The following is a 24,638-nucleotide window of genomic DNA, read 5'->3' as shown; positions in this document are numbered from 1 at the left end:
AATTGTTCTTGCATCTGGCATACCAGCAACTAGAGTTGGGTCGAATGAGACCTGATCCGCGGGGCGCCGGCGACGCGGTTGCCGGCGATCAGGCCTGGAGATGAGAGCGGATTGCGACGGCGATCCCGCCCGACATCATCGCGCTTTTGAGGAGAACGCGACGTTTCCATGAGTAGCAACGACGACGTTCACAAGGTCAGAGAGTTCGAGCATCCGGGCGAGGGCCGCCGGCGCGCCAAGGCCACACCCAAAGGACGGCAGGTCGATCCGACCGCCTCCCACGAGATCGAGCAGTTGCTCGGCGACAGGCCGAGGCGGCGCGACCTCCTGATCGAATATCTGCACCTGATCCAGGACAAGTATCACCAGATCTCGGCCGCGCATCTTGCCGCGCTCGCCGACGAGATGAAGCTTGCCTTCGCCGAGGTGTTCGAGACCGCGACCTTCTACGCGCATTTCGACGTGGTGAAGGAAGGCGAGCCTGACATCCCGCCATTGACCATCCGCGTCTGCGATTCGCTGACCTGCGCGATGATGGGAGCCGAGAAGCTGCTGGAAGAGCTGCAGGACACAGCCGGCCCCGGCATTCGCGTTGTGCGCGCGCCCTGTGTCGGCTTCTGCGACAGCGCCCCCGTTGCCGAAATCGGACACCGTTATGTGCTGAACGCGACCACGGCGGAGGTGCTTGATACCGCTGCGCGCGGCGAAACCGATCCGATCATTCCGGCCTATGTCGACTACGACGCCTATGTAAAGGAAGGCGGCTACAAGCTGCTTGGCGATCTTCGCGCAGGCAGGATCAGCAAGGAGGACATCCTCAAGACCCTCGATGATTCCAGCCTTCGCGGACTGGGCGGCGCCGGCTTCCCGACGGGACGCAAATGGCGCGCCGTGCTCGCCGAGCCTGGCCCGCGATTGATGGTCGTCAATGCCGACGAGGGTGAGCCGGGGACTTTCAAGGACCGCTTCTACATGCTTCGCGACGTGCATCGCCTCTTCGAGGGAATGCTGATCGCCGCGCATGTCGTCGACGCCACGGACGTCTATATCTACTTGCGCGACGAGTATCCGGCAGCGCTCAAGCTCGCGCCGATCGAGATCGCCAAGCTGCCGCCGGGCGGCCCCACCATCCACATTCGGCGCGGCGCCGGCGCCTATATCTGTGGCGAGGAATCGGCGCTGCTCGAGAGCATCGAAGGCAAGCGCGGCCTGCCGCGGCACAAGCCGCCTTATCCGTTCCAGGTCGGGCTGTTCAGCAGGCCGACGCTCATCAACAATCTCGAGACGCTGTTCTGGGTCCGCGATATCGTCGAGAAGGGCGCGTCCTGGTGGACATCGCACGGGCGTAATGGCCGCCACGGCTTGCGCAGCTATTCGGTCTCCGGCCGCGTCAGGGAGCCGGGCGTCAAGCTTGCGCCCGCCGGCATCACCGTGCGCGAGCTGATCGACGAATATTGCGGCGGCATGGCTGACGGCCACAATTTCTATGCCTATCTGCCGGGCGGTGCATCTGGCGGCATCCTGCCGGCCTCGATGGACGATATCCCGCTCGATTTCGGCACGCTGGAGAAATACGGCTGCTTCATTGGCTCGGCGGCGATCGTAATCCTGTCGCAGCAGGACAGCGTGAGATCCGCGGCGCTGAACCTGATGCGCTTTTTTGAGGACGAGAGCTGCGGCCAGTGCACGCCGTGCCGCGTCGGAACTCAGAAAGCGGCGCTGTTGATGCAGAGGCCGGTCTGGAACCGGGCGTTGCTGGAGGAATTGAGCCAGGCGATGCGCGATGCCTCGATCTGTGGTCTCGGACAGGCTGCGTCCAATCCGCTCACATCCGTGATCAAGTATTTCCCTGACGAGTTCAAGGAAGCGGCCGAATGACGAAGATTACGTTCGAGCTCGACGGCAAGCAGGTCGAAGCCAATCCCGGCGAGACGATCTGGCAGGTGGCCAAGCGTCAGGGCCGCGACATCCCGCATCTGTGCTATTCGCCCGCGCCCGACTATCGCCCCGACGGCAATTGCCGTGCCTGCATGGTCGAGATCGAGGGCGAGCGCGTGCTCGCTGCGTCCTGCATGCGGACGCCGTCGGTCGGCATGAAGGTGAAGACCGAGTCCGCGCGTGCGGTGTCGGCGCAAAAAATGGTGATGGAGCTGCTCGTTGCCGACCAGCCGGCGCGCGCGACCTCGCACGACCCGGATTCGAAGTTCTGGCACTGGGCCGAGACGACTGGCGTCACTGAAAGCCGCTTCCCCGCCGCCGAGCGCTGGGCGACCGACGCCAGCCATCCGGCGATGCGCGTCAATCTCGATGCCTGCATCCAGTGCGGTCTCTGCGTACGCGCCTGCCGCGAGGTCCAGGTCAACGACGTCATCGGCATGGCTTACCGCAATCACGGCGCCAAGATCGTATTCGACTTCGACGATCCCATGGGCGAGTCCACCTGCGTCGCCTGCGGTGAATGCGTGCAGGCCTGCCCGACCGGCGCGTTGATGCCGTCCGTGATGCTCGACGAGGCGCAGACCCGCGTCACCTATGCCGACAAGAAGGTCGATTCGCTCTGCCCGTTCTGCGGCGTCGGTTGCCAGGTGACCTATCAGGTCAAGGACGAGAAGGTGATCTATGCGGAAGGCCGTGATGGCCCCGCCAATCACAACCGTCTCTGCGTCAAGGGCCGCTTCGGCTTCGATTACATTCACCATCCGCATCGCCTGACCAAGCCGCTGGTGCGCTTGCCGAATGCGAAGAAGGATCCCAACGACCAGGTCGATCCGGCCAATCCCTTCACGCATTTCCGCGAAGCGAGTTGGGAGGAGGCGCTCGACATCGCCGCCAAGGGGTTGGTCAAGATCCGCGATGAGAAGGGCGTGAAGGCGCTCGCGGGCTTCGGCTCGGCCAAGGGCTCGAATGAAGAGGCCTATCTGTTCCAGAAGCTGGTGCGCACCGGCTTCGGCTCGAACAACGTCGATCACTGCACCCGCCTGTGCCACGCCTCGTCGGTGGCGGCGCTGTTTGAAGGTCTGAGTTCGGGCGCTGTGTCGGCGCCGTTCTCCGCGGCGATGGACGCCGAAGTGATCTGGGTGATCGGCGCGAACCCGACCGTGAACCATCCCGTCGCCGCGACCTTCATCAAGAACGCGGTCAAGCAGAATGGCGCAAAGCTGTTCGTCATGGATCCGCGCCGGCAGTCGTTGTCGCGTCACGCGACCAAGCATCTGCAGTTCAAACCCGGCGCCGACGTCGCCATGCTGAATGCGATGATCAACACGATCATCACCGAAGGCCTCACCGACGACCAGTACATCGCGGGCTACACCGAAGGTTTCGAGGACCTCAAGGAGAAGATCAAGGAGTTCACGCCGGAGAAGATGGAGCCGATCTGCGGCATCCCGGCGCAAACCCTGCGCGAGGTGGCGCGGACTTACGCGCGTGCCAAGTCGTCGATCATCTTCTGGGGCATGGGCATCAGCCAGCACGTCCACGGCACCGACAATGCGCGCTGCCTGATCGCACTCGCGCTGATCACCGGCCAGGTCGGCCGTCCCGGCACGGGCCTGCATCCGCTGCGCGGCCAGAACAACGTGCAGGGCGCCTCCGACGCCGGCCTGATTCCGATGTTCCTGCCGGACTATCAGCCGGTCGGTCGCGACGACCTGCGCGGAGCCTTCGAGAAGCTGTGGGGCCAGGAGCTCGATCCCGTGCGCGGCCTGACCGTGGTCGAGATCATGAACGCGATCCATGCCGGCGAGATCAAGGGCATGTATATCGAGGGTGAGAATCCCGCGATGTCCGATCCTGATCTCCAGCATGCGCGCCAGGCGCTTGCCATGCTCGATCATCTCGTGGTGCAGGATCTCTTTGTCACGGAGACCGCATTCCACGCCGACGTGATCCTGCCTGCCTCCGCCTTTGCGGAGAAGGAGGGCTCCTTCACCAACACGGATCGCCGCGTGCAGCTCGCGCGTCAGGTGATCAAGCCGCCGGGCGATGCGCGGCAAGATCTCTGGATCATCCAGGAGATCGGCAAGCGGATGGGCCTGCCGTGGAATTACTCCGGCCCCGGCGAGGTCTACACCGAGATGGCGGAGCTGATGCCGTCGCTCAAGAACATCAGCTGGGAGCGGCTGGTGCGAGAAGGCGCCGTGACCTATCCGGCCGATGATCCGAACAAACCCGGCAACGAAATCATCTTCACCACGGGCTTCCCGACTGCGAACGGCCGCGGCAAGATCGTGCCGGCCAAGGTCATTCCGCCCGATGAGCTGCCCGACGCCGAGTATCCGATGGTGCTCTCGACCGGCCGCGTGCTGGAGCATTGGCACACTGGCTCGATGACCCGCCGTGCCCAGGTGCTCGACCAGATTGAGCCCGAGGCGGTCGCCTTCATGTCGCCGAAGGACATGCGCAGGAAGAAGCTCGCGCCCGGCGATTTCATCCGGCTCGAAACCCGCCGCGGCGCAGTCGAGGTGAAGGTCCGCTCCGACCGCGACGTGCCGGAAAACATGGTGTTCATGCCGTTCTGCTACGCGGAAGCGGCGGCCAACCTCCTGACCAACCCGGCGCTGGACCCCTTCGGCAAGATCCCGGAGTTCAAGTTCTGCGCGGTCAGGGCCGAGCGTGCGGAGATGCGGGACGCGGCGGAGTAGGGCTCCGCCGCCGTTTGGCGGCAGGGCTTCGCGGAGTCCTCCGCCGCGGCTTGCGTCGCGACGACGGCTCGGTGTGTGGCCGATCATTGTGCCCGCACCGTCATTGCGAGCCACCGGGTCCGCGCGAAGCGCGGCCCGATGACAGGCTCCGCGAAGCAATCCAGACTGCCCCCGCGGAAAGACTCTGGATTGCTTCGTCGCTTCGCTCCTCGCAATGACGGTGCTAAACGTTGACCATGTCCAAAGTCACCCCAGCCACGCGCGCACTTTCGGCCGCCGGTGTTGCCTTCTCCGTTCACGCTTACGATTACGATCCTGACGCCGAGAGCATCGGGCTGCAGGCGGCGGCCGCGCTCGGCGAGGATCCGGCGCGCGTATTGAAGACGCTGATGGCGCTGGTGGATGGCAAGCCGGTCTGCGTCGTCGTCCCGTCCGACCAGGAAGTCTCGATGAAGAAGCTTGCCGCGGCCACCGGCGGCAAGTCGGCGCAGATGATGAAGCCGCCTGAAGCCGAGCGCGTCACCGGTTTCAAGGTCGGGGGCATCAGCCCGTTCGGGCAGCGAAAACCGGTGCGCAGCGTGATCGAGCAGAGCGCGCTCGCGCATGACCAGGTCTATCTCAATGGCGGACAGCGCGGCTTGCAGGTGCGGCTGAGGCCGGGCGACGTGCGGGATGCCTTGAAGGCGGTCGTCGCGGATGTGCTCGCGTGAAGGCGAAGAATAGCGATAGCGGTCCGCGTGGGTAGTGTTAAGCGATTGAACTATCGCAGAGGCTTGGTTGATGCTTCGTCAGGAAAGAGATCATCCCGAAATGTTCCGAAGATCTCTGCTACCTTCATTCTCGGCTTTTCTTGATCGCTGTTGATCAAAGCGCGTTCCTCCAACCAGGCGTCCACCTCTGTTGGATCAATGGATTCGCGGTTTAAAAGCTGCGTGAGAATAAACTGACATAGTTGAAGAGCGGCGGTGGCTTTTGCGTCGCCATTTTCGGGCATGAGGGCAAGTTCTCCAAATTCGAAAGAGCTAAGTTTAGCCGTGTAGGCCGGGGGAGCCTAATACGGGCGGGCCAGCTAGTTTTGGTCTCTCCCCGCTTTAAAATTGAACCGGTTGCCGACTTTATTGCCAATTATTCCTGGCACCCTAGCGAATAGATTAAATTGATACACGTAATAAATGCCTGCGCGGCCGTTACCAATTCGGATAAGCTCGTAGGGCCTACTTCCTGATCTTCCTTGCCGTTTCTCTCGCTCCGCTGGCGCCGTATTGGTGAGTCGCGAGTTCAGCCTGCGCAACTCTCTCACGCAAAGAAATGACCTCCGACATCTGGCGCGTCAATTGCGCTTCCGAAGGCGCCGCGGGGCGATGTCGAGCTTTCCGTTTTCGCGATGACTTCAAGTTCGTGATCCTCGCTACGGTCCATGCCGGACGGCATCGGTGCTCTAAACATCGCCAAGGAATGTGGCCACAAATAGGGCCGCAATCCTCGTGAAATTCGAAGGGCATCAACAGCCCTGACGGAGCGGCTATCGCTCCCCACCCAGGTCAGCTCCGCGAGCGCGCTCCCTCGTCGTTGTTGCTTTTTCAGAGAGAAGCTCAATCAGAATGACCGTCGCGAAGGCGGGCTCTGCATGTCTATTCTGACGGTCTGCTCGGCGGTCATTTTTCTTTATCGGCCCGCAGTCGGCGCGCCTAGCTCAGGCGGACCGTCTGGTTCTGGCCCCTACGTTCCTAAGCTTCAACTCCGATGCGGGTTATGCTTACGACGATCAGCGCAAGCAAGCCTATCCAAAGACACACGGAGAAACTGTTGGACAGAAATCGACGCATGCGGCGCTCCGAGCGAAGCCGCCGTGCCGAACATCCTGGCGCAGCGACTTCGCCGTGGGTGGACCCGGACAGTGCAATGTCCGGTGCGGGCAAATCTAACTGCGGCGAATGCGATCGCAATCAAACTCGCGAATTAAGCTTTATGCGGTGGGCGCTGGCTAGTTTCGGAACTTGAGGGCGCGCGGCCCACTCTTGGCATTCTGCTTGCTCAGTCAAGGGCCAAAGATCAATCCCAGCGAAGGGGTTGTTTCAGGTTGAGGCAAACGATGCAAGAAGTGTCCCGTTCCGGCATCACCGGAGAACTGCAACTCAGTGCGCTCATCGCGGATTTGTGGTGGCGCGTCGATCTTATGAATTCCGATATTCTCGAGGAAGAGGCCAAGGCCGGGGTGTTCGACGTGCGCCAGCAAACGTATCCACTGCTCGCGCTAAACCTTCGTGCGCGTCGCGATAACCTCGTGTCAACGATTAGCGTTCTTGAGGCGCGTGCGAGGTTGGTCCGAGCAGCGGCGTGATATGCCTACCCGACGGCGGTCCGTCCTTACCGGTAAGGACCGCCGATGTCGAATACGCCTAGACGGATATCTTCCTCCACCGACTGCTCAGTTGGCGATCACGCGATCAGCGTGAACGTCGCCTCGTGGTAGCGCGTCCACACCTCAAGATCCTCTCGCGAGACGGTTAGATGTCCGAACAAGCACGGTATCGACCGGGCTTGGCTATGCGGCCAATTTAACCATCAGTTGCGCTCTCGGGAGAGGCTTGCAACCTTTCCTCAATAGATCGAAGCTATTCTTTCGCAGCATGAGCCATGAAGACGTTTCTGATTGGTGGGTGCCGGCTTTCAGGCACAACTATGCTTTCCTGGCAGCGTGGATGACGCGTGGCAATCGCGTGCCTGAGCCTGGCCGGTCGCCGGCGCCACCGCGGGTGGAGCCGCCTGCTCGCATCCCTGACGAGCCACGACGGCCAGCACCGCCACGCGTCTGAACGGCAGAGGTCTCGGGCGATTCGCCTTTCCGATCATCTTGCAGGTCCCGCGAATGACAAATGATCGCTCTTTGACGCGCTCGTGGATGCCGGAAGAGGAAGCGAGCTTGCTCTCGCTCTTTCGGGAGGGTGCTACAGCGGATGAGGTTGGCCAACGGCTCGGCCGCACGCGCCAAGCGGTATACGCTCGATTGCAGCGCTTTCACAAACAGCGAGGTCGGGCGAGCAAGACGAGCGGCAAGTCTTTTCCTCAGTTGTCAGAGTGATTGAGCACCCTGCGCCGCAAGGCGCTCTTGCGGATCCACAATGCCCGCAACGGTCGCAAGAGGAGCGGCGTCAGCAGTCCGGCCGTGGCGGATAAGGTAACAACCGACCCTGCGTATTCGAGCACTTTGGCGTAGAGGTTCACCCCAGAAGTTCGCACAAGTGAGACTTCGCCATCGATTCCGTTCGGTCCGTGGAGCTATAGTTGTCTGGACCCTTTGATCGACGTCATGTCGTTAGCGTCTAGTCCGTAGCGACTAACACGGATTTCGGTCTGCCGCGGAACGACCGAACGGTACAGAATTCGCAGAATGTGATCAGGAGCAGCGTGCGTCGTCCAAGAAAACGCGACGACTGTTGACAGGGAATGGAGTGATCGCGATGGCAGTGCAGCACTGCAGATCAATTTCGCGCTCTGGGGAATCCTCATCTGCGCAGCGATCAAGATTGGTCGCGTGATGTCCGCCTTCTAGCCTAACATCCAATCGGCGTAGGCCAGCGTGGCATCTCGATAAGTCCATTTCCTCCAGGTGAACGGCGCGCCAAAGACCGCCCGAAAGCTGTCTCTCTACAGCTCTGACAGGGTTAGCTATCAGGCCACTGCAAGCAAGTTACGGCGGCGATGGGCCAGAAGGCGCCCAGGCGGCGAGCCGCCGGGACATAAACCTTCGCCAAAGTTCTAATTTCCCATCCCGGTGAGATGGGTGCATATTTTCCCGATTTGAACTGGCCTTTTCTCGATGGGGGGTCGTTGCCATGTCGAATAGCGTCGAAGATCTGCAGATGCTGCGCTTAATCAAGGCGTTTCAGAAGATTGCCGACCCGAATGCCCGGCGCAGTATTCTTCTATATGTAGAGGACCAGCTGGAGAAGCAGCAGGCGAGGGCGCAGCAAAACCCTTCGCGAACGCGGTGCTGACCCGCGACTGGGGCCCGGCCGCGGGAGCAACCTAACGTGAGTGCGGCTCGAGCCAGCCGGTGCCGCGGCCTATGATCCGCTTTGCTTCACGCCGAAGCAGAGCCCTTGCTCGCCGGAGAGCATTGCTGTCAGCGAGACCAATAGGCCGACCTCAGAGAACAGAGCAAGGGCAACGATTTGGTTGGGGTCGGTTTTCTGATCTTCGAGAAACGGGATTTCTTCGCGTGAATGGCTGATGCTGAAGCGGACCGCCCCTAGGTGTAACGACGCCGAGCCCTTTGCGGTCCGCTGCGTGCGGTGCAACGTTATCACGCTGCCGGAGAGACCCGGTCGGCCTCTCGGTCCCCGCGCCGGGGATAGGTGCGGACCCCACGGCGCGGGGGGCTGATTTGTATGTCTGCCGTCAACTGGCCGGCTGCTGTCGGCGACTTGGCTTGATGATGGTATCGACTCTCCGTCGCGGGGCTGGACGACGCTTGCTTGGCTTTGCCTATATGACGCCTCATCTCGCTGTCACAGGCTGCACGGCGTGCTTGCCGGCGCTGCTGCGGTCCTGTCGACGGCGACGGCGTCGTCTATCGGAATAGCTTCTCCTGCGCCGGCTTAGCCGGCGACATCGTCTATTGCTCCGCCGTGCTGACCGAGAAGGATCCAGCTCCACATGACATATGGGCGCACTTGAGTTCTCACGCGAGCCTTGTATAGAACTGGGGTAGAAATAGAATAATGTTCTGTTGGATAGAACAATTCAAATCGAGGGACGAAACGATGGAGTCCGAACGCGTCCGCCAAACCACTGATCCACCGGTGCCGTTCGCGCATGATGCCGTCATCGCGGCTTTCAAGGCGATTCCCGGCTTGCTGGCGCGCGATGCGGCGCTGACCGCGCGCGGCCGCTGGCTCGACGTTGACTGCCTGCTCGGGCCGAGCACGCAGCCGTTTCACGTCGCCATCCGCGCCGGGCAGATCGTGGATATGACGCCGGCGCCGGTTCTGATGCGCTCCTGGCGGTTCGCCTATCGCGCGACGCCCGCTGCGTTTGCCGCTTATTGGCAGGCGATGCCGCCGGCAGGCTGGCATGATCTTCTGGCGCTCACCAAGCGCGGACAGGCGACGCTCGAAGGCGATCTGCATCCCTTCATGGCGCATCTCCAATATTTCAAGGATCTGCTGGCCTTGCCGCGGCAGAACGGTTTTGGAGGCGCGTCATGAGCGGCTTCATCGAACCAATCGTCGGGTGCTACGTCCATGTCGAGATTGATGGCGAGATCAACCGGATCTATTTCGAAGAGAACGGCACCGGCATTCCGCTGGTCTGCCTGCACACCGCAGGCTCCGACGCGCGGCAGTGGCGTCATCTGCTGGTTGACGAGGAGTTCACCAAGAATTTCCGCGTCATCGCCTTCGACATGCCCTGGCACGGCAAGTCGAACCCGCCTGACAGCCAATATGGCAGCGAATACCGGCTGACCACCGCAAGCTACACCACGACCATCCGCGCGCTCTGCAATGCGCTGAAGCTGGAGCGGCCAGTGGTGATGGGTTGCTCAATCGGTGGGCGGATCGTGCTCAATCTCGCCATTGAACATGCCCGCGAGTTTCGCGCGCTGATCGGGCTCGAGTCCGCCGACTTCCAGCAGCCCTGGTACGACACCACCTGGCTGAACCGGTCCGACGTGCATGGTGGCGAGGTCTGCGCCGCGCTGGTGTCCGGCTTGATCGCGCCTGATGGCCCCGAGGCCGCTCGCAACGAGACGCTGTGGGGCTACAAGCAGGGCGGCCCCGGCATCTTCAAGGGCGACCTTTATTTCTACCGCGTCGACGGCGATCTGCGCGGGCGCACCGGCAGCATCGATGTGCGCGATTGCCCGCTCTACCTCCTGACCGGTGAGTACGATTTCTCCTGCACGCCGGAGGACACGTTACGCACCGCAGCCGGCATCCCCGGCGTGAAGGCCACCGTCATGGAGCGGCTCGGCCATTTTCCGATGAGTGAAAACCCAGAACAGTTCCGCCGCTACATCGCGCCGGTGCTGCAAGACATCCTCGAAAAGCAGAGTTCGTAAACGGGAGGCGTATCTTATGAAGTTTCGTTGGATGGTGGCGGCCGTTGTGGCCGCACAAGCGGGTGCCGCGTTTGCGGCCGACAATGTCATCAGGATCGGTGTGCTCAACGACCAGTCCGGCGTGTTTGCCGACAATGGCGGGCGCGGCTCGGTCGCTGCGGCAAAGCTTGCGGCAGAGGATTTCGGCAATGAGCTCCTCGGCAAGAAGATCGAGATCATCTCGGCCGATCACCAGAACAAGCCCGATATCGCCTCGGCCACCGCGCGCAAATGGTTCGACAATGAGGGCGTCGACATGATCGCGGACGGCGCGGCGTCGTCCGCCGGCTTTGCTATCCTCGAGGTCGCCAAGCAGAAGAACAAGATCTTCGTTGTCTCGGGGCCCGGCTCGTCCGACTTCACCGGAAAGTCCTGCTCGCCGGTCAGCTTCCACTTCAACTACGACACCTATGCGCTGTCGAAGCTCACGAGCGACGCGATCACGCGTGCCGGCGGCAAGACCTGGTATTTCGTCACAGCCGACTACGCGTTCGGCCATGCGCTCCAGCGTGACGCCACGAAGTTCATCGAGGCGGCCGGCGGAAAGGTGATCGGCTCGGCCGCGCATCCGCTCGGTTCCTCCGATTTCGCCTCGTTCCTGTTGCAGGCGCAGGGCTCGAAGGCCGACGTCGTCGGGCTCGCGACATCAGGCGCGGACGTTCAGACCGCGATCAAGCAGGCCGGCGAGTTCGGCATCGTCGAGGGCGGCCAGAAGCTCGCCGGGCTCCTCGTCTTCATCACCGACGTCAATGCGCTCGGGCTGAAAGTGACCCAGGGCTTGCAGGTAACGACCTCGTTCTATTGGGACCTCAACGAGGAGACGCGGGCGTGGTCGAAGCGCTATGCTGCGCTGATGGACGGCAAGGTCGCGAGCATGGTGCAGGCCGGCGTCTATAGCGGCGTCCATCACTATCTCGCCGCCGTGAAGGCCGCTGGTACGACGGATGCGACCGCCGTCGCCGCCAAGATGCACGAGATGAAGGTCAACGACATGTACAACAAGGATGTCGCGATCCGGCCCGATGGCCGGGTCCTGCACGCCATGTATCTCGTGCAGGTGAAGAAGCCGGAGGAGTCCAAGTACAAGTACGACGACTACCGGGTCGTCAGCTCCAAGCCGGGTGATGAGGTCTTCCGGCCGATGAGCGAAGGCGGTTGTCCGCTGGTCAAGTGATCGGGTCGACCGGGCGGGCATTCGCGCCCGTCCGGTCGCAGCATTTTTCGAGGAGACTACGGAATGTCTGGTTTGATCGGGTTCATCGGTCTCGGCGTCATGGGCGAGCCGATCTGCCGCAACCTCCTGCGCAAGAACGGGCGAACGGTGCTTGCATTCGATCTCGCCGCGGAGCCGCTGGCCAGGATCGTGGCCGACGGTGCGACTGCGGCGAAGTCGGTCGGCGATGTGGTCGGCGGCAGCGAAACCATCTTCCTGTGCTTGCCCAGCGCCAAGCATGTGATGTCGGTGTTCTCAGGCATTTTGCCGGAGATCAGGAGCGGCCAGACCGTGATAGATCTTGGCACCTCCGATGTCAGCTTGACACGGTCTTTCGCCAAGCAACTCGCGGACAAGGGCGCGCTCTGGATCGATGCGCCGATCGCCCGCACCCGTCAGGCGGCACAGGACGGCACGCTCAGCGTCATGGTCGGCGCAACACCGGAGCAGTTTTCGAAGGTCGAGCCGCTGATCCGGCATTTCGCGACCGATGTGACTCTATGCGGCGGCAGCGGAGCGGGGCAGGTGACAAAAATCCTCAACAACATGGTGCTGTTCGAGACGGTCAATGCGCTCGCGGAAGCCGTCGCTATCGCCAAGCATAGCGGCATCGAGCCGAAGCTGTTGCTGGAGACGCTGTCGAAGGGCTCGGCGGACAGTTTTGCCCTGCGCAACCACGGCATGAAGGCGATCATCGCCAAGGATTTTCCGCTGCGCGCCTTCTCGACCGAATACGCGATGAAGGATCTGACCTACGCGCTGGAACTCGCGGGTGAGGCCGGGCTGAACTTGCGAGGCGCGGCTCTGATGCGCACGATCTTCCAGGAGACGATCGACAAGGGCATGGGCGATGCGTACTTTCCGGTGATCGCAAAGCTCATCGATCCCTCCGGATTCCCCCAATAGGAGACCACATGCCTTCGCCCGGTGTCGCCGCCGTTGACCGTGCTTTGACCATCCTTGCGGCCTTCGAGGATGCGCCGGAGCCGATGACGCTGGCCGAGCTTGCCCGGCGCACCGGCATGTACAAGAGCACTCTGTTGCGGTTGATGACATCGCTCCAGGAGTTCGGCTATCTCCTGCAGCTTGCCGACGGCCGCTATCATCTCGGGCCGACGCCGTTCCGGCTGGGCGCCGTCTACCAGCGCAGCAACGATCTGCATGACCGCGTGATGCCGCTGCTGCGGCAGCTTGTAGCCGACGGCGCCGAAAGCCCGTCGTTCCATGTCCGGCATGACGAAAAGCGCAGGCTCTGCGTCTTCCGCGTCGATTCCCAGCATTCGACGCTCGACCGGGTCGAGGCCGGCATGCTGTTGCCGCTCGATCGCGGCGCGGCCGGTCGGATCATTCTGGCTTTTGACGGCGAGAAGGGCCAGGCCTTTGACGAGATCCGTGATGAATGCATCTCGGTGTCGTTCGGTGAACGCGATCCGGATTGCGCCGGGCTCGCCTGTCCCGTGTTCGGCCCCGGCGGCAAATGCGTTGGCGCGCTGTCGCTTTCGGGGCCGAAGCCGCGCTTCACGCGGGACAACATCAAGACGATGACGTCGCTGCTGCTGAAGGCCGCCATCCGCCTGACACGCGCGCTGGGCGGCCCGACCGAGCTGCTCGACAGTGCTCTGACTGCCGCGGCCGATGCAGATGCGCGTCCTGCGCGTCGGGCGAGGAGATAAGCCGCCTACTGCTTCTGCAGCAGCTTGAGCCGGCAGCGCAGCGCTTCGCGAATGTGTGCGCGCGCAAGCTGTTCGGCCTTGCTGCCGTCGCGCGCGGCGATGGCGTCGATGATGGCCTGATGCTCGCCGTGGCTGGTCGAGGGGCGGCCCGTCACGGTGAAGGTGGTCGGGCCGAGCAGGGCGATCCAGTCCTGCAATTCGCGGGAGGCGTTGTCGAGATAGCGGTTGCGCGCGGCGCGGCAGATGGCCTCGTGGAAGGCGCGGTTGAGCCGGGCCATCTCGGCGGCGTCGGTCTCGGAAGCCTCAAGAGCCTGCTCGATATCCCTGAGTGCGTCGACCTCGGGCGCAGAGGCGTGTTCGGCGGCGAGGCGCGCAGCCGCGCCTTCCATGATCTCGCGCATGGCGTAAAGCTCGAGCACCTCGGAAATGTCGAGGTTGCGCACAATCACACCGCGGCCGCCGGCGGGCTCGACAAAGCCGCGCGCCGCGAGCCGGCCGAGCGCCTCCCGGACCGGTGTGCGGCTGACCTTCAGCCGCTGAGCGACCTCTTCCTCGCGCAGGCGGTCGCCGGCACGGTAGCTGCCGGCCTGAAGCGCCTCGCAGAGCGAGCGGAATACGGCTTCGCCCAGCGCCACGCCAGCGCCGCGCACAATCGATCCGTCTGCCTTTGCCGGGCGTCTGGCCATGCTTCCTCGTGGGCCGTCAAGCGCATCCTGCCCATGCAGAGATGCCGCTTGCCCTCCATCTGTATATCTTTGTATACAAACGTACGCAATAGCGGACCGGATTGACCGAGGCCGCCGGCGGGCAGAATGTTTCCAACTTCGTCGTACCGGGCAGACGGCATGAGCAGTAAATACGATGTGCTGGTGATCGGCGGCGGCAATGCGGCGCTGTGCGCCGCGATCAGCGCCCGCCGGGGCGGCGCCTCGGTGCTCGTGCTCGAAGGCGCGCCGAAATTCTATCGGGGCGGTAATACCCGCCACACCCGCAACATGCGCTGCGCCCACGACGCGGCAACGGAGATCCTCACGGGCCCCTACACCGAGGACGAGTTCTGGGAGGACCTGCTGCGCGTGACCGGTGGGCAGACTGACGAAATGCTCGCCCGTCACATGATCCGCGAGTCCAAGGACATCCTGAACTGGATCGTGGAGCAGGGCGTGCGCTGGCAGCCGTCGCTTGGCGGCACGCTGAGCCTCGGTCGCACCAACTCCTTCTTCCTCGGCGGCGGTCGCGCGATGCTCAACGCGCTTTATCTCACCGCCGAGCGGCTTGGCGTCGACGTCGAATACGACGCCGAGGTCACCGATCTCGTGATCGAGGACGGCATGTTTCTCGCCGCCCGCGTCAAGCGGCCGATCAAGGGCGAGGCCGAGATCAGCGCGACGTCGCTGGTCGCCGCGGCCGGCGGGTTCGAGGCCAACATCGAATGGCTCAAGCAATATTGGGGCGAAGCCGCCGACAATTTCCTGATCCGCGGCACACCCTATAATCGCGGCTCGATCCTGAAGATGCTGCTCGACAAGGGCGTGCAGGAGGTCGGCGATCCCACCCAGTGTCACGCGGTCGCGATCGACGCCCGCGCGCCGAAGTTCGACGGCGGCATCATCACCCGCCACGACTCCGTCGTGTTCGGCATCGTCGTCAACAAGCATGCGCAGCGCTTCTACGACGAGGGCGAGGACATCTGGCCGAAGCGTTACGCGATCTGGGGCCGTCTGGTTGCGGCGCAGCCCGACCAGATCGCCTACATCATCTTCGATTCAACCGTCGTCACGAGCTTCATGCCGACGCTGTTCCCGCCGATCGCCGGACAGACGGTGGCCGAGCTCGCCGGCAAGCTGGAGCTCGATCCGGCGGCGCTGGAAAAGACCATCGCCGAGTTCAATGCCGCGGTGCGGCCCGGCACGTTCGACCACACCATTCTGGACGACTGCCGCACCGAAGGCATCACGCCGCAAAAGACGCACTGGGCGCGACGGATCGAGACGCCGCCTTATCTCGCCTATCCGGTGCGGCCCGGCATTACCTTTACCTATCTCGGCACGCGCGTGAACAAGGAGGCGCGGATGCTGATGGCCGACGGCAAGCCGTCGGGCAACATGTTCGCGGCCGGCGAGATCATGGCGGGCAATGTGCTCGGCAAGGGCTATGCCGCCGGCATGGGCATGACCATCGGCAGCGTGTTCGGGCGGATCGCAGGACGGGAAGCGGCGAAGCATGCACGGAACTAGCATTCTGGACGAAGCCGACCGTCTGATGACGGTCTGCAATTCCTGCCGTTATTGCGAGGGATTGTGCGCGGTATTTCCGGCGATGGAGATGCGGCGCGCTTTCTCGGATGGCGACCTCAACTATCTCGCCAATCTCTGTCATTCGTGCGGCGCCTGCTACGTCGATTGCCAGTTTTCGCCGCCGCACGAATTCAACGTCAATGTTCCCAAGACGCTCGCTGTCGCGCGTGCGGAGTCTTATGCGGCCTATGCCTGGCCGCAGGCACTGTCCGGCACCTTCGCACGCAACGGCCTCGTCATCAGCATCATCGCCGCGCTCAGCATGGCGGCCTTCATCTTCGGTTTTGCCGCCCTGGTCGACCATAGCGTGCTGTTCGGCGCGCACACCGGTCCCGGCGCGTTCTACAAGCTGATGCCGCACAATGCGATGGCCGCTTTGTTCAGCGCCGCCTTCCTTTACGCGATCCTCGCGCTGGTCATGAGCGTGCGCGCCTTCTGGCGCGACATCGGCGCGCCGATCGGCGGCCGCGCCGACGGCGGCTCGATCCTCCAGGCGATCCGCGACGCGGGTGAGCTGCGCTATCTCCACGGCGGCGGCGTCGGCTGCTACAACGAGGACGACAAGCCGACCGACCGGCGCAAGCTTTTCCATCACCTGACCTTCTACGGCTTCCTGCTGTGCTTTGCTGCGACCTCCGTCGCTACGCTGTATCATTACCCCGGGGGACGCGAGGCGCCATATCCGTGGTGGGATTTGCCTGTCGTGCTCGGCACGCTCGGCGGCATCGGCCTCATCGTCGGTCCGATCGGCCTGTTCGTCGCGAAATCGCGCCGGGCGCCGGAGCTGCTCGACGAGCAGCGCTACGGCATGGATGTCGGCTTCATCGCCATGCTGTTCCTGACCGGCCTCACGGGAATGCTGCTTCTGCTCCTGCGCGAGACTGCTGCGATGGGGCCGCTGCTGGCGCTGCATCTCGGCGTGGTGTTCGCGCTGTTCATCACCATGCCCTATGGAAAGTTCGTGCACGGCATCTATCGCTTTACGGCCTTGGTACGCTATGCGCAGGAGCGACGCAGCGAAGCCGGCTCTTGAGGGGCGTGCTGGGCTGACGTATGTCTTGCGCCCTGCTCGCGCGGAGAGCGAATCGCTCGAGGAGCCGGCGCATGTACATGTTTCTGCCTTTCCTGCTGGCGCTCGCGAGCTGCGGCTGCGTCTGGCGTTCGCGCGCGAGACTGGGCTACGTGCTCTGGAGCGCAACAATCGTTGTCACGGTCGCATGGTTCTTCCACCACGCGACCGATCCGCTGAAATTTTCGTTCTGACCGCAAAACATGGACACGACGAAGATGAGCGAACCACGATCGTTCAGCGCGATACTGAATATGCTTGGGCTGCTCGGGTTCTCGTCTGTCCTGGCGGTCGCTTTCTACTATCAGCTTGCGCTTGGTGAGCTGCCCTGTCCGCTTTGCCTGCTGCAGCGGGCCGGGTTCGTCGCGATCTGCCTGGGCTTCCTGTTCAACATGCGCATCGGGGAGCGGCCCTCGCACTATGCGATGATTATCGTGGCGAGCCTCGTCACCGGCTTCATCTCGATCCGGCAGGTGTCGCTGCATCTCGCGCCTGGAGATCCCGGATACGGCTCGACGCTGTTTTTCTACACCTGGGCGCTCATCGCGGCCGTCGGCGTCGTGTGCTATGTCGCGCTTGTCTTCGTCCGGAAGGACGTGATCGGCAAGCGGGGCGCCCTGGACTCGCCCATGAGCGGACCGGCGTCGAACGCGGTATTCGCGATCTTCGCATGTTTTATTGCCGCAAATCTCCTGTCCACCGTGCTGGAATGTGGAGCGGGCCAATGCGACGACAACCCGGTCCGCTATCTCCTGCTCAAGTGATAAGGGCGTGCGCGACGGCGGCAAGAGTCACGTCGACCTGAAGCGGCCGTCGTGCAGGAACGCGATCGTCTGCTCGATTGCGGCAGGGTGACGCGGCAGTCCGGTATGGGACGCCTTGACGACGATGTGGTCGGCCATGTCGATCAGTTTCGAGCTCGCGACTGAAACTCGTCCGTCATTGGGCCGCGGCAGGACAAAGGCCGAGGCGATCGGAGCAATGGTGCGGCATCCCGCGATGACGCCGATCGCATAATCGGGCCGCGGCAGGGCGGCGAGCACCGGGGCCTGGGCGGTCGAAAGCTGCAGGCCGGCCGGGCCAAAAACGGCGCGGTAGATCGAAAGGTGCTTCAGGAGATCGGCGACCTCGCTGCCACCATTGGGCGTGCCAAGCATCACGACGCGGCCGAGCCGCGACGGCCGGTATCTTGCGATGTAAACTCGCGCGAGCAGCCCGCCCATGGAATGGGCGACGAAGTGGATCGAGCCGTCGCATTGCTCCGCAAATGCGGCGACCGGCGCGTGAATTTCCTCTGCAAGCGCCTCGAGCGGCTTCCTGCGGCTGGGGTAGTTGAGATTGAGCGTCGCGAAACCGCGGCACTGCAGCGCTCGCTCGAGCTTCTTCAGCGACCAGGGGCCGACTCCGATGCCGTGGAGCAGCACCACGCCGTCGCACCGCGCATGCGCGGGTGCAAAAGCTCTGGTCTGCGCGTCACGCAAATTCGCGCTCCGGTGCCGACGCCTGCTCGCGGGCTAAAGAAGTTGCGGTGACGTAGTCAGTCTTGCCGGTGCCGAGCAGCGGCACCTTGTCGACCACCATGATCGTCGCGGGGACGGTCAGCTCGGACGCGCCGATCGCCTTGGCCTCGGCCTGCATCGCGCCGCGTTCGGCGGTCTTTTCGGTCGTCAGCAGCACGATGCGCTCGCCCTTACGCTGGTCCGGGATCGACACGGCAACCGACGCGGCCTGCGGCCACAGCGTCGTCGCGATGATCTCGACCGCCGACAGTGAGACCATCTCGCCCGCGATCTTGGCAAAGCGCTTGGCGCGGCCCTTGATGGTGATGAAGCCGGCAGAGTCGATCGCCACGATATCGCCGGTATCGTGCCAGCCTTCGGCGAGTGCTTCGAGCACGCCGGGATTTTCGGCTCGCAAATAGCCGAGCATCACGTTCGGTCCGCGCACCGAGAGGCGTCCGCCTTCCTCGATGCCGGGGACCGGATCAAGTCGGCTTTCCATCAGCGGCGAGAGGCGGCCGACGGTGCCGGGGCGGTTGGCCATCGGCGTGTTCATCGCCAACACCGGCGCCGTCTCGGTGACGCCATAGCCTTCGAGGATGCGGATGCCGTAGCGCTCCATGAACACCTGCCGCGTCCGGTCCTTGACCGCCTCGGCGCCGGCGATCACCAGGCGCAGGGTGCGGAAGTCGTAGGCGTGCGCCGAGCGTGCATAGCCGGTGAGGAACGTGTCGGTGCCGAACAAGATCGTGGCGCCGGTCTGGTAGATCAGTTCGGGCACGATCCGGTAGTGCAGCGGCGAGGGGTACATATAGATCGGAATGCCCGCGAGCATCGGCATCATCATTCCGCCGGTCAGCCCGAAGGAGTGGAACACCGGCAGTACGTTGAACACTTTGTCATTGGCGTTGGCATCGACCCGTGCCAGCGCTTGCGCCGCGTTGGCGAGGATGTTGCGGTGGGACAGCACTACGCCCTTGGGCGTGCCTTCCGAGCCCGACGTGAACAGCACGACGGCCGGATCGTTCGCTTGGCGAGAGACACGCGGCGCCGTGCCGGCGAGCAGGCCCTTGATCTTGTCGGCCGTACCGATCGAGGCGCGAACATCCTCTAGATAGATGACGCGGGCTTCAGTGGAGATCGCCGCCATCAGCTTGTCGAGCTTGCCCTTCTCGATGAAGGCCTTCGACGTCAGCACGGTCTTGACCTGCGCGGCCTTCATGGCGGCGAGGACGTTGACCGGGCCGGCCGAGAAGTTGAGCATCGCCGGAACCCGGCCGATGTTTTGCAGTGCCATGAAGACGACGGCGACGCCTGCGGAGTTCGGCAGCAGGACGCCGACATTCTCGCCGGCCGAAGTGCCCGCTTCAAGCTTTCGGCTCAGCACCTGCGCGCCGAGGATCAGCTTGCGATAGGTCAGCTTGGTGCCGAGCGCGTCCTCGACGATGACCTTGCCGGTGTCGCGGTCGCGATAGGCGTGTCCGAGCGCCTCGAACAGCGTCTGGTCGAGCATGGCGTTCTTCACCAGGGCGTCGATCATCACATCCTGCAGCGCGCTGCCGGCGGCGTTGCGGCGCGCCTTGCCTTTCAGCTGTTCATCGATCGGAAGCTTGACCGGTGGCAGGATCGTGACCGTCACCCGCGGAAACCACGAGCGCTTGATCTGGCTACTGTCGAGATAGCTGAGACGCGAGCGCTGTGCGCCTTCGATGCGAACCGGCACGACCACGGCGTCGGCCTTGTCCGCGATCATCGCGGTTCCGTCATAGACCTTCATCAGCGAGCCGGAGACGGTGATGCGGCCCTCGGGGAAGATCACCACCGGCTCGCCGGCGGCGACGAGCTTGATCAGGTCGCGCGCAGCCATCGGCTTGGTGGGGTCCATGGTGTAGTGCTTGACCACGCGCAGGAACGGCTTGGCCCACCAGGCCTTGGAGATGCCGGTATCCACTGCGAAGCTTGCGTCGATCGGCAGCACGGCATGCAGCAGCGGGCCGTCGATCAGGCTGACATGGTTCGGCGCGATCAGCATGCGCGTGCCGGGAGGCGGCAGGTTCTCGAGCCCGCGAACCTCGGTGCGGAACAGTGCGCGGAACAGCAGCGCGCCGAAATCGCGTACGCCTTCCTTGCCCCACTTCGTCAGCACGAACCACACCACGCCGAAGCTGGCGACGCCGAGGCCGAAGAAGATCCAGCCGACATGCAATCCGCCCGCCTGCAACAGCGCGACGAACAGCGAACCGACCACCATGAAGGCGGCCTGCAACACGTTGCCGGCGGCGATGATGCGGGCGCGCTCGGTCGGTGCCGACCAGGCCTGGACGGCGGCGAAGGACGGAACGACGAACAAGCCGCCGCCGACAGCGAATGCGACAAAGTCGATCAGCATGCGCAGGCCTGCGAATGACCTTGCGAAGTCGACCGAGGTGATCTCATGCCCCCTCGTGGTCACGCTGATGGCCCAGGCGAGGTCGATGCCGGCCAATCCCATCATGATGGCGCCGATCGGCACCAGCGCAAGGTTCGGGCGAACGTGGCTCAGGCTGGCGGCGAACAGCGAACCGATGGCAATGCCGATCGCGAAGATCGCCAGACACAGCGTGACCACGCCTTCGGTGCCGCCGACGACCTCCTTGACCAGCGCCGGCAGCAGCGACAGCACGATGGCGCCGACCAGCCAGAACCAGGAGACGATCACGGTGCCGTCCCATAGCCGCCGGTCCGCGTAGAGCGTCTTCAACAGATCGAGCGTCGAGGTCCAGGGATTAGTGGTGACGGGCAGATCAGGCGCAGACGGCGTGGTCGCCGGGATGCGGGAGGCGAAGGCCCAGGACAGCAGGGCCAGCACGACCACGGCCGATGCGACCCAGCCCATATGCGCGGACCCGGCCACGAACTGGCCGCCCGCGACGGTGCCGAGGAGGATGGCCATGAAGGTGGCGCCTTCGACCAGCGCGTTGCCGGTCGCGAGCTCTCCGAGCTCGAGCTGATCCGGCAGCATGGAGTATTTCACGGGGCCGAACAGGGCGGCGATGATGCCGAACAGCGCGAGCGCTGCGAACAGCAAGGGCACCGAGTGCAGAAAGAAGCCGGTCGCAGCAAAGCCGGCGGCGAAGATCTCTGCGAATTTGAGCCGCCTTGCGACGACGGACTTGACGTATTTGTCGGCGAGCTGGCCGCCGAGCCCGGACAGGATGAAATAGGGGAAGATGAAGACGGCGCCGGCGACAGTCACCAGGGCATCACCGTGGCCGGTTGCCGCGCTGTAAAGCAGAATGATGACGAGAGCGTTCTTGAGCACGTTGTCATTGAGCGCCGAGAAGAATTGCGCCCAGAACAGCGGCGCGAAACGGCGTGACGACATCAATTCCCTGATCATGACTAGTCCTGTTTTGGTAAGGCAGCCTGAGGTTGTTTTATTGTCGGTGAGGCGTCACGACCGTAAGGTAGAGACGGATGATTGCAGGTTGGCGACGGCCGCCTGCTCTGTCCCCTCCGGGCCTCCGATCCTGTTGGTCTCCAACCGATCTCGTTAGGTTCGCAGATTTCTGGTCACGGCCAGACTCGGGAAGGGCCGCGCTGATCGGGATATCGCGCCGGGCGGTGACGAAAAGCTGAACCGCATCGCAGAGAGACACAGCATCGGACGCGAATGTGGGGACATGATGAGTCCTTTGTTGCAACCGCTTCTTGCATTCGGGCCGACCCGACCGTGCCGGGTGTGGTCGTCTCAGGTGAGATGGGAGAGGTGGCGAAAGGGCGAGAGGCGGCCGAGCAAGCCGGACCTGCGGCCTTCGTGACGGGCACGGGCGCGGCTGGCCCGCCACATCCGGAAGGTCGCGCGGCGCTCAGTGAGCACGCCGGCAATGTCGCAGGCATTCGCAATGCGATCGATCGGCGCCATCGCCAGCCTCAGGGCGGCCCGGCCAAGGCCGGTCACAAGAGCCGCGGCGTCATCGACAAAGGTGGTGGCAATATCAACAGCGAGGGTTTGCATTTTGCAGGTCTCCGAGTTAGTTTGAACAATGTTCAATATGAGTAGCTTGAAAATGAACAATGTTCAAGATGAATCGCTGCGCGACCAGAAAAAAATTAGGCGACGGCTCCAGATCCTGGAGATCGCCCGCGCCATAATTGCAACTAAAGGATTGAGATCATTGAAGGTTCGGGACGTTGCCGAGGCCGCCGGCTGTTCGGTCGGCAGCGTCTATAACGAGTTCGGCGACTTCGACGGGGTGATCCTGACCGTTAATCGGGAGACCGTTCAGGCGCTCACGTTGCGGCTTGCCGGAGTTCCGAGCGAGGATCCCGTTCGCCAGCTCTACGGGCTTGCCGAGACCTATCTCGCATTCTTTGCCGAGCACGCCAATCTGCTGCGTTCGCTGTTCGAGCACCGGATGGAGGACGACCGTCCTTATCCGGACGACATCCTGCAGATGGTGATGGACGCCTTCGCGCTGATGTATCCGCCCCTGGTGCGGCTATTGCCGAAGGCGGATGACGTGAAGATCGCGCTTCTGTCGCGCACTCTGTTCTCCGCGGTGCACGGGATCATCTCGCTCGGCCTCGAAGAGCGCATGGTGGCCGTGCCGCCACAGATGCTGCGCCAGCAGGTCGACCAATTTCTCGACGCGCATCTCGCTGGCCTCGGGATTCTGCCCGTCCGGTGACAGCGGCGCGCAGCTTGTGCACGTTCGCGCGCAACTCACGCCATGGAGAAAGTCCGGTCTGGTGCTAGACCAATACCGGTTGGCGCACGCGGCCGGCGTCGCCGAACACGCGCAGGTAACGATCGATCTCGGAGGGAAGGCCGGTCGCCTTCTCCGGATTGTCGGAGAGTTTGACGGCGGGACGTCCATCGACCGACGACACCTTGCAGACCAGCGAGATCGGATCGAGGTTGAACGAGCCGTCGGGCGTGCAGCCGACGAAGTCGTTGGTGAGGTTGGTGCCCCAGCCGAAGGAGAGCCGGACGCGCCCGGCGAAGTGGTGATAGGTCTCCTCGATCGAGCCGACGTCCATCGCGTCGGAAAAGACCAGCAGCTTGTCCTTGGGGTTACGACCCTTCTTCCGCCACCAGGCGACGATCTCCTCGCCGGCCTGGATCGGCGGCGCGCTGTCGGGGCGGAAGCCGGTCCAGTCGGCGACCCATTCCGGCGCGTCGCGCAGGAAGGCTTTGGTGCCGAAGGCATCGGGCAGCGCGACCAGGAGATTGCCGCCATAGGTCTGGCGCCACTGGTCCAGAATGCGATAGGGCGCCCAGCGCAATTCCTCGTCGTCCTTGGCGAGAGCTGCCGCGACCATCGGCAGCTCATGCGCGTTGGTGCCGATGGCTTCGAGATCATTGTCCATCGCGAGCAGCACATTGGACGTGCCGATGAAGGACGGGCCCAGGCCTTCCTTCACGGCCTCGACGCACCAGCGCTGCCAGAGGAAACCGTGGCGACGCCGGGTGCCGAAGTCGGAGAGGCGCAAATTTTCGAGCTTGCGCAGCCGCTCGACCTTGGTCCACAGCTTGGCCTTGGCCCGGGCATAGAGCACGTCGAGCTCGAAGCGGCCGCGGCCCTTGATGGCCGCGCGCGAGCGCAGCTCGTTGAGGATCGCGAGCGCCGGAATCTCCCACATCGTGGTGTGGGTCCAGGGCCCATGGAAATGCAGCTCGTACTGGCCCTCGACCTTGCGCAGCTCGTATTCGGGCAAGCGGAATTCGGCCAGCCAGCGGATGAAGTCCGCCGAGAACATGTGGGTCTTGCCGTAGAACGTGTTACCGGCAAGCCAGATCAGCTCCTTCTTGGTGAAGCGGATGGTGCGGGCATGGTCGAGCTGGGCGCGCAGCTCACCCTCGTCGATGATCTCGGCGAGCCGCACATGGCGTGACCGGTTGATGACCGAGAAGGTCACCTGCTGACTCGGGTAAGATTCCCGAATCATTTGCAACATCAATAGCTTATAAAAGTCGGTATCAAGCAGGCTGCGGATGATGGGATCCAGCCGCCAGCTGTGATTGTAGGTCCGGCTCGCAATGTCGGTCACTGTCATGGCTGAAATTCTAGCGTGCCAGCCTTGGCGCAACCAGTGGGTTTGGCGAGGGGCTGGCCCCCGCGCGGGTCGGCCCCGTCAGCGGCGGTGAGATAATTCCCT

At 63.3% G+C, this 24,638-nt stretch carries 20 protein-coding genes; 14 read left to right on the top strand and 6 right to left on the bottom strand.

Annotated features, from left to right (window positions below):
- The first annotated feature begins 168 nt into the window (after positions 1–168).
- The 3 genes from AC630_RS13375 (at position 169) to ybaK (ending at position 5,353) form a co-directional block, all read left to right on the top strand.
- Positions 169–1,878, top strand: coding sequence for an NADH-ubiquinone oxidoreductase-F iron-sulfur binding region domain-containing protein (locus tag AC630_RS13375; RefSeq protein ID WP_074118988.1), 1,710 nt, complete (start codon positions 169–171; stop codon positions 1,876–1,878).
- Positions 1,875–4,643: a formate dehydrogenase subunit alpha gene (gene fdhF / locus AC630_RS13370; protein WP_074118987.1), complete on the top strand. Its 2,769-nt coding sequence runs from the start codon at positions 1,875–1,877 to the stop codon at positions 4,641–4,643. Before AC630_RS13375 ends, fdhF begins: the two co-directional genes overlap by 4 nt.
- A gap of 236 nt (positions 4,644–4,879) precedes the next feature.
- On the top strand, positions 4,880–5,353 hold the full coding sequence (ybaK, locus tag AC630_RS13365) for a Cys-tRNA(Pro) deacylase (RefSeq protein ID WP_074118986.1): 474 nt from the start codon (positions 4,880–4,882) through the stop codon (positions 5,351–5,353).
- A gap of 50 nt (positions 5,354–5,403) precedes the next feature.
- Here ybaK and AC630_RS13360 read toward each other — a convergent pair whose 3' ends face one another.
- Positions 5,404–5,637, bottom strand: coding sequence for a hypothetical protein (locus tag AC630_RS13360; protein ID WP_074118985.1), 234 nt, complete (start codon positions 5,635–5,637; stop codon positions 5,404–5,406).
- A 1,098-nt stretch (positions 5,638–6,735) separates the two neighbouring features.
- Between AC630_RS13360 and AC630_RS13355 the strand changes: the two genes are divergently transcribed.
- From AC630_RS13355 to AC630_RS13315, 6 genes are all read left to right on the top strand, one after another.
- The gene (locus tag AC630_RS13355) at positions 6,736–6,984 is read left to right on the top strand and encodes a hypothetical protein (protein ID WP_074118984.1); all 249 of its coding nucleotides are present in this window, start codon (positions 6,736–6,738) and stop codon (positions 6,982–6,984) included.
- 2,425 nt (positions 6,985–9,409) lie between these two features.
- The gene (locus tag AC630_RS13335) at positions 9,410–9,853 is read left to right on the top strand and encodes a hypothetical protein (protein ID WP_074118981.1); all 444 of its coding nucleotides are present in this window, start codon (positions 9,410–9,412) and stop codon (positions 9,851–9,853) included.
- Entirely contained in the window at positions 9,850–10,707 is an 858-nt protein-coding gene (locus AC630_RS13330) for an alpha/beta fold hydrolase (RefSeq protein ID WP_074118980.1), read from the top strand. Before AC630_RS13335 ends, AC630_RS13330 begins: the two co-directional genes overlap by 4 nt.
- Before the next feature lie 16 nt (positions 10,708–10,723).
- A complete protein-coding gene (locus AC630_RS13325) occupies positions 10,724–11,920 on the top strand; it encodes an ABC transporter substrate-binding protein (protein WP_074118979.1) in 1,197 nt (398 codons plus the stop codon).
- Between the two features lie 63 nt (positions 11,921–11,983).
- A complete protein-coding gene (locus AC630_RS13320) occupies positions 11,984–12,865 on the top strand; it encodes an NAD(P)-dependent oxidoreductase (RefSeq protein WP_074118978.1) in 882 nt (293 codons plus the stop codon).
- Between the two features lie 8 nt (positions 12,866–12,873).
- Positions 12,874–13,632 (top strand): IclR family transcriptional regulator, encoded by a 759-nt coding sequence (locus AC630_RS13315; protein WP_074118977.1) that lies wholly within the window; start codon positions 12,874–12,876, stop codon positions 13,630–13,632.
- Between the two features lie 5 nt (positions 13,633–13,637).
- On the opposite strand, the gene AC630_RS13310 is transcribed toward AC630_RS13315, so the two are convergent.
- Entirely contained in the window at positions 13,638–14,318 is a 681-nt protein-coding gene (locus AC630_RS13310) for a GntR family transcriptional regulator (RefSeq protein WP_074118976.1), read from the bottom strand.
- Positions 14,319–14,477: 159 nt separating this feature from the next.
- Between AC630_RS13310 and tcuA the strand changes: the two genes are divergently transcribed.
- The 4 genes from tcuA (at position 14,478) to AC630_RS13295 (ending at position 17,762) form a co-directional block, all read left to right on the top strand.
- The gene (tcuA, locus tag AC630_RS13305; RefSeq protein ID WP_074118975.1) at positions 14,478–15,869 is read left to right on the top strand and encodes an FAD-dependent tricarballylate dehydrogenase TcuA; all 1,392 of its coding nucleotides are present in this window, start codon (positions 14,478–14,480) and stop codon (positions 15,867–15,869) included.
- Positions 15,856–16,962, top strand: a complete 1,107-nt coding sequence (tcuB, locus tag AC630_RS13300) for a tricarballylate utilization 4Fe-4S protein TcuB (protein WP_074118974.1) — start codon at positions 15,856–15,858, stop codon at positions 16,960–16,962. Before tcuA ends, tcuB begins: the two co-directional genes overlap by 14 nt.
- Before the next feature lie 71 nt (positions 16,963–17,033).
- Positions 17,034–17,192 carry a DUF5993 family protein gene (locus AC630_RS45405; protein ID WP_167561203.1) on the top strand — a complete coding sequence of 53 codons (159 nt, stop codon included), beginning with the start codon at positions 17,034–17,036 and terminating at the stop codon, positions 17,190–17,192.
- Between the two features lie 24 nt (positions 17,193–17,216).
- Positions 17,217–17,762: a disulfide bond formation protein B gene (locus tag AC630_RS13295; RefSeq protein WP_208867008.1), complete on the top strand. Its 546-nt coding sequence runs from the start codon at positions 17,217–17,219 to the stop codon at positions 17,760–17,762.
- Positions 17,763–17,789: 27 nt separating this feature from the next.
- Here AC630_RS13295 and AC630_RS13290 read toward each other — a convergent pair whose 3' ends face one another.
- The 3 genes from AC630_RS13290 to AC630_RS13280 form a co-directional block, all read right to left on the bottom strand.
- Positions 17,790–18,479, bottom strand: coding sequence for an alpha/beta hydrolase (locus tag AC630_RS13290; protein ID WP_074118972.1), 690 nt, complete (start codon positions 18,477–18,479; stop codon positions 17,790–17,792).
- Positions 18,472–21,876 carry an acyl-[ACP]--phospholipid O-acyltransferase gene (locus tag AC630_RS13285; protein ID WP_074118971.1) on the bottom strand — a complete coding sequence of 1,135 codons (3,405 nt, stop codon included), beginning with the start codon at positions 21,874–21,876 and terminating at the stop codon, positions 18,472–18,474. The genes AC630_RS13290 and AC630_RS13285 overlap by 8 nt, the downstream gene beginning before the upstream one ends.
- 351 nt (positions 21,877–22,227) lie before the next feature.
- Entirely contained in the window at positions 22,228–22,494 is a 267-nt protein-coding gene (locus AC630_RS13280) for a hypothetical protein (RefSeq protein ID WP_074118970.1), read from the bottom strand.
- A 52-nt stretch (positions 22,495–22,546) separates the two neighbouring features.
- Here AC630_RS13280 and AC630_RS13275 point away from each other — a divergent pair, with 52 nt between their 5' ends.
- Positions 22,547–23,167, top strand: a complete 621-nt coding sequence (locus AC630_RS13275; RefSeq protein WP_083636244.1) for a TetR/AcrR family transcriptional regulator — start codon at positions 22,547–22,549, stop codon at positions 23,165–23,167.
- Between the two features lie 64 nt (positions 23,168–23,231).
- Here AC630_RS13275 and pncB read toward each other — a convergent pair whose 3' ends face one another.
- Entirely contained in the window at positions 23,232–24,536 is a 1,305-nt protein-coding gene (gene pncB, locus AC630_RS13270; RefSeq protein WP_074118969.1) for a nicotinate phosphoribosyltransferase, read from the bottom strand.
- Positions 24,537–24,638: the final 102 nt, after the last annotated feature.

The organism is Bradyrhizobium sp. AS23.2 (genome assembly GCF_001908185.1).
In the GTDB taxonomy this organism is placed as follows: Bacteria; Pseudomonadota; Alphaproteobacteria; order Rhizobiales; family Xanthobacteraceae; genus Bradyrhizobium.
The sequence above is the reverse complement of the archived record's forward strand: the minus strand, read 5'-3'. Positions and strand labels throughout refer to the sequence as shown.

What these genes read in the sequence shown, in the direction of transcription:
- AC630_RS13375 (WP_074118988.1), top strand. Translation starts at nt 169, where the DNA reads ATGAGTAGCAACGACGACGTTCACAAGGTCAGAGAGTTCGAGCATCCG.
- fdhF (WP_074118987.1), top strand. Translation starts at nt 1,875, where the DNA reads ATGACGAAGATTACGTTCGAGCTCGACGGCAAGCAGGTCGAAGCCAAT.
- ybaK (WP_074118986.1), top strand. Translation starts at nt 4,880, where the DNA reads ATGTCCAAAGTCACCCCAGCCACGCGCGCACTTTCGGCCGCCGGTGTT.
- AC630_RS13360 (WP_074118985.1), bottom strand. Translation starts at nt 5,637, where the DNA reads ATGCCCGAAAATGGCGACGCAAAAGCCACCGCCGCTCTTCAACTATGT.
- AC630_RS13355 (WP_074118984.1), top strand. Translation starts at nt 6,736, where the DNA reads ATGCAAGAAGTGTCCCGTTCCGGCATCACCGGAGAACTGCAACTCAGT.
- AC630_RS13335 (WP_074118981.1), top strand. Translation starts at nt 9,410, where the DNA reads ATGGAGTCCGAACGCGTCCGCCAAACCACTGATCCACCGGTGCCGTTC.
- AC630_RS13330 (WP_074118980.1), top strand. Translation starts at nt 9,850, where the DNA reads ATGAGCGGCTTCATCGAACCAATCGTCGGGTGCTACGTCCATGTCGAG.
- AC630_RS13325 (WP_074118979.1), top strand. Translation starts at nt 10,724, where the DNA reads ATGAAGTTTCGTTGGATGGTGGCGGCCGTTGTGGCCGCACAAGCGGGT.
- AC630_RS13320 (WP_074118978.1), top strand. Translation starts at nt 11,984, where the DNA reads ATGTCTGGTTTGATCGGGTTCATCGGTCTCGGCGTCATGGGCGAGCCG.
- AC630_RS13315 (WP_074118977.1), top strand. Translation starts at nt 12,874, where the DNA reads ATGCCTTCGCCCGGTGTCGCCGCCGTTGACCGTGCTTTGACCATCCTT.
- AC630_RS13310 (WP_074118976.1), bottom strand. Translation starts at nt 14,318, where the DNA reads ATGGCCAGACGCCCGGCAAAGGCAGACGGATCGATTGTGCGCGGCGCT.
- tcuA (WP_074118975.1), top strand. Translation starts at nt 14,478, where the DNA reads ATGAGCAGTAAATACGATGTGCTGGTGATCGGCGGCGGCAATGCGGCG.
- tcuB (WP_074118974.1), top strand. Translation starts at nt 15,856, where the DNA reads ATGCACGGAACTAGCATTCTGGACGAAGCCGACCGTCTGATGACGGTC.
- AC630_RS45405 (WP_167561203.1), top strand. Translation starts at nt 17,034, where the DNA reads ATGTACATGTTTCTGCCTTTCCTGCTGGCGCTCGCGAGCTGCGGCTGC.
- AC630_RS13295 (WP_208867008.1), top strand. Translation starts at nt 17,217, where the DNA reads ATGAGCGAACCACGATCGTTCAGCGCGATACTGAATATGCTTGGGCTG.
- AC630_RS13285 (WP_074118971.1), bottom strand. Translation starts at nt 21,876, where the DNA reads ATGATCAGGGAATTGATGTCGTCACGCCGTTTCGCGCCGCTGTTCTGG.
- AC630_RS13280 (WP_074118970.1), bottom strand. Translation starts at nt 22,494, where the DNA reads ATGCAAACCCTCGCTGTTGATATTGCCACCACCTTTGTCGATGACGCC.
- AC630_RS13275 (WP_083636244.1), top strand. Translation starts at nt 22,547, where the DNA reads ATGAACAATGTTCAAGATGAATCGCTGCGCGACCAGAAAAAAATTAGG.
- pncB (WP_074118969.1), bottom strand. Translation starts at nt 24,536, where the DNA reads ATGACAGTGACCGACATTGCGAGCCGGACCTACAATCACAGCTGGCGG.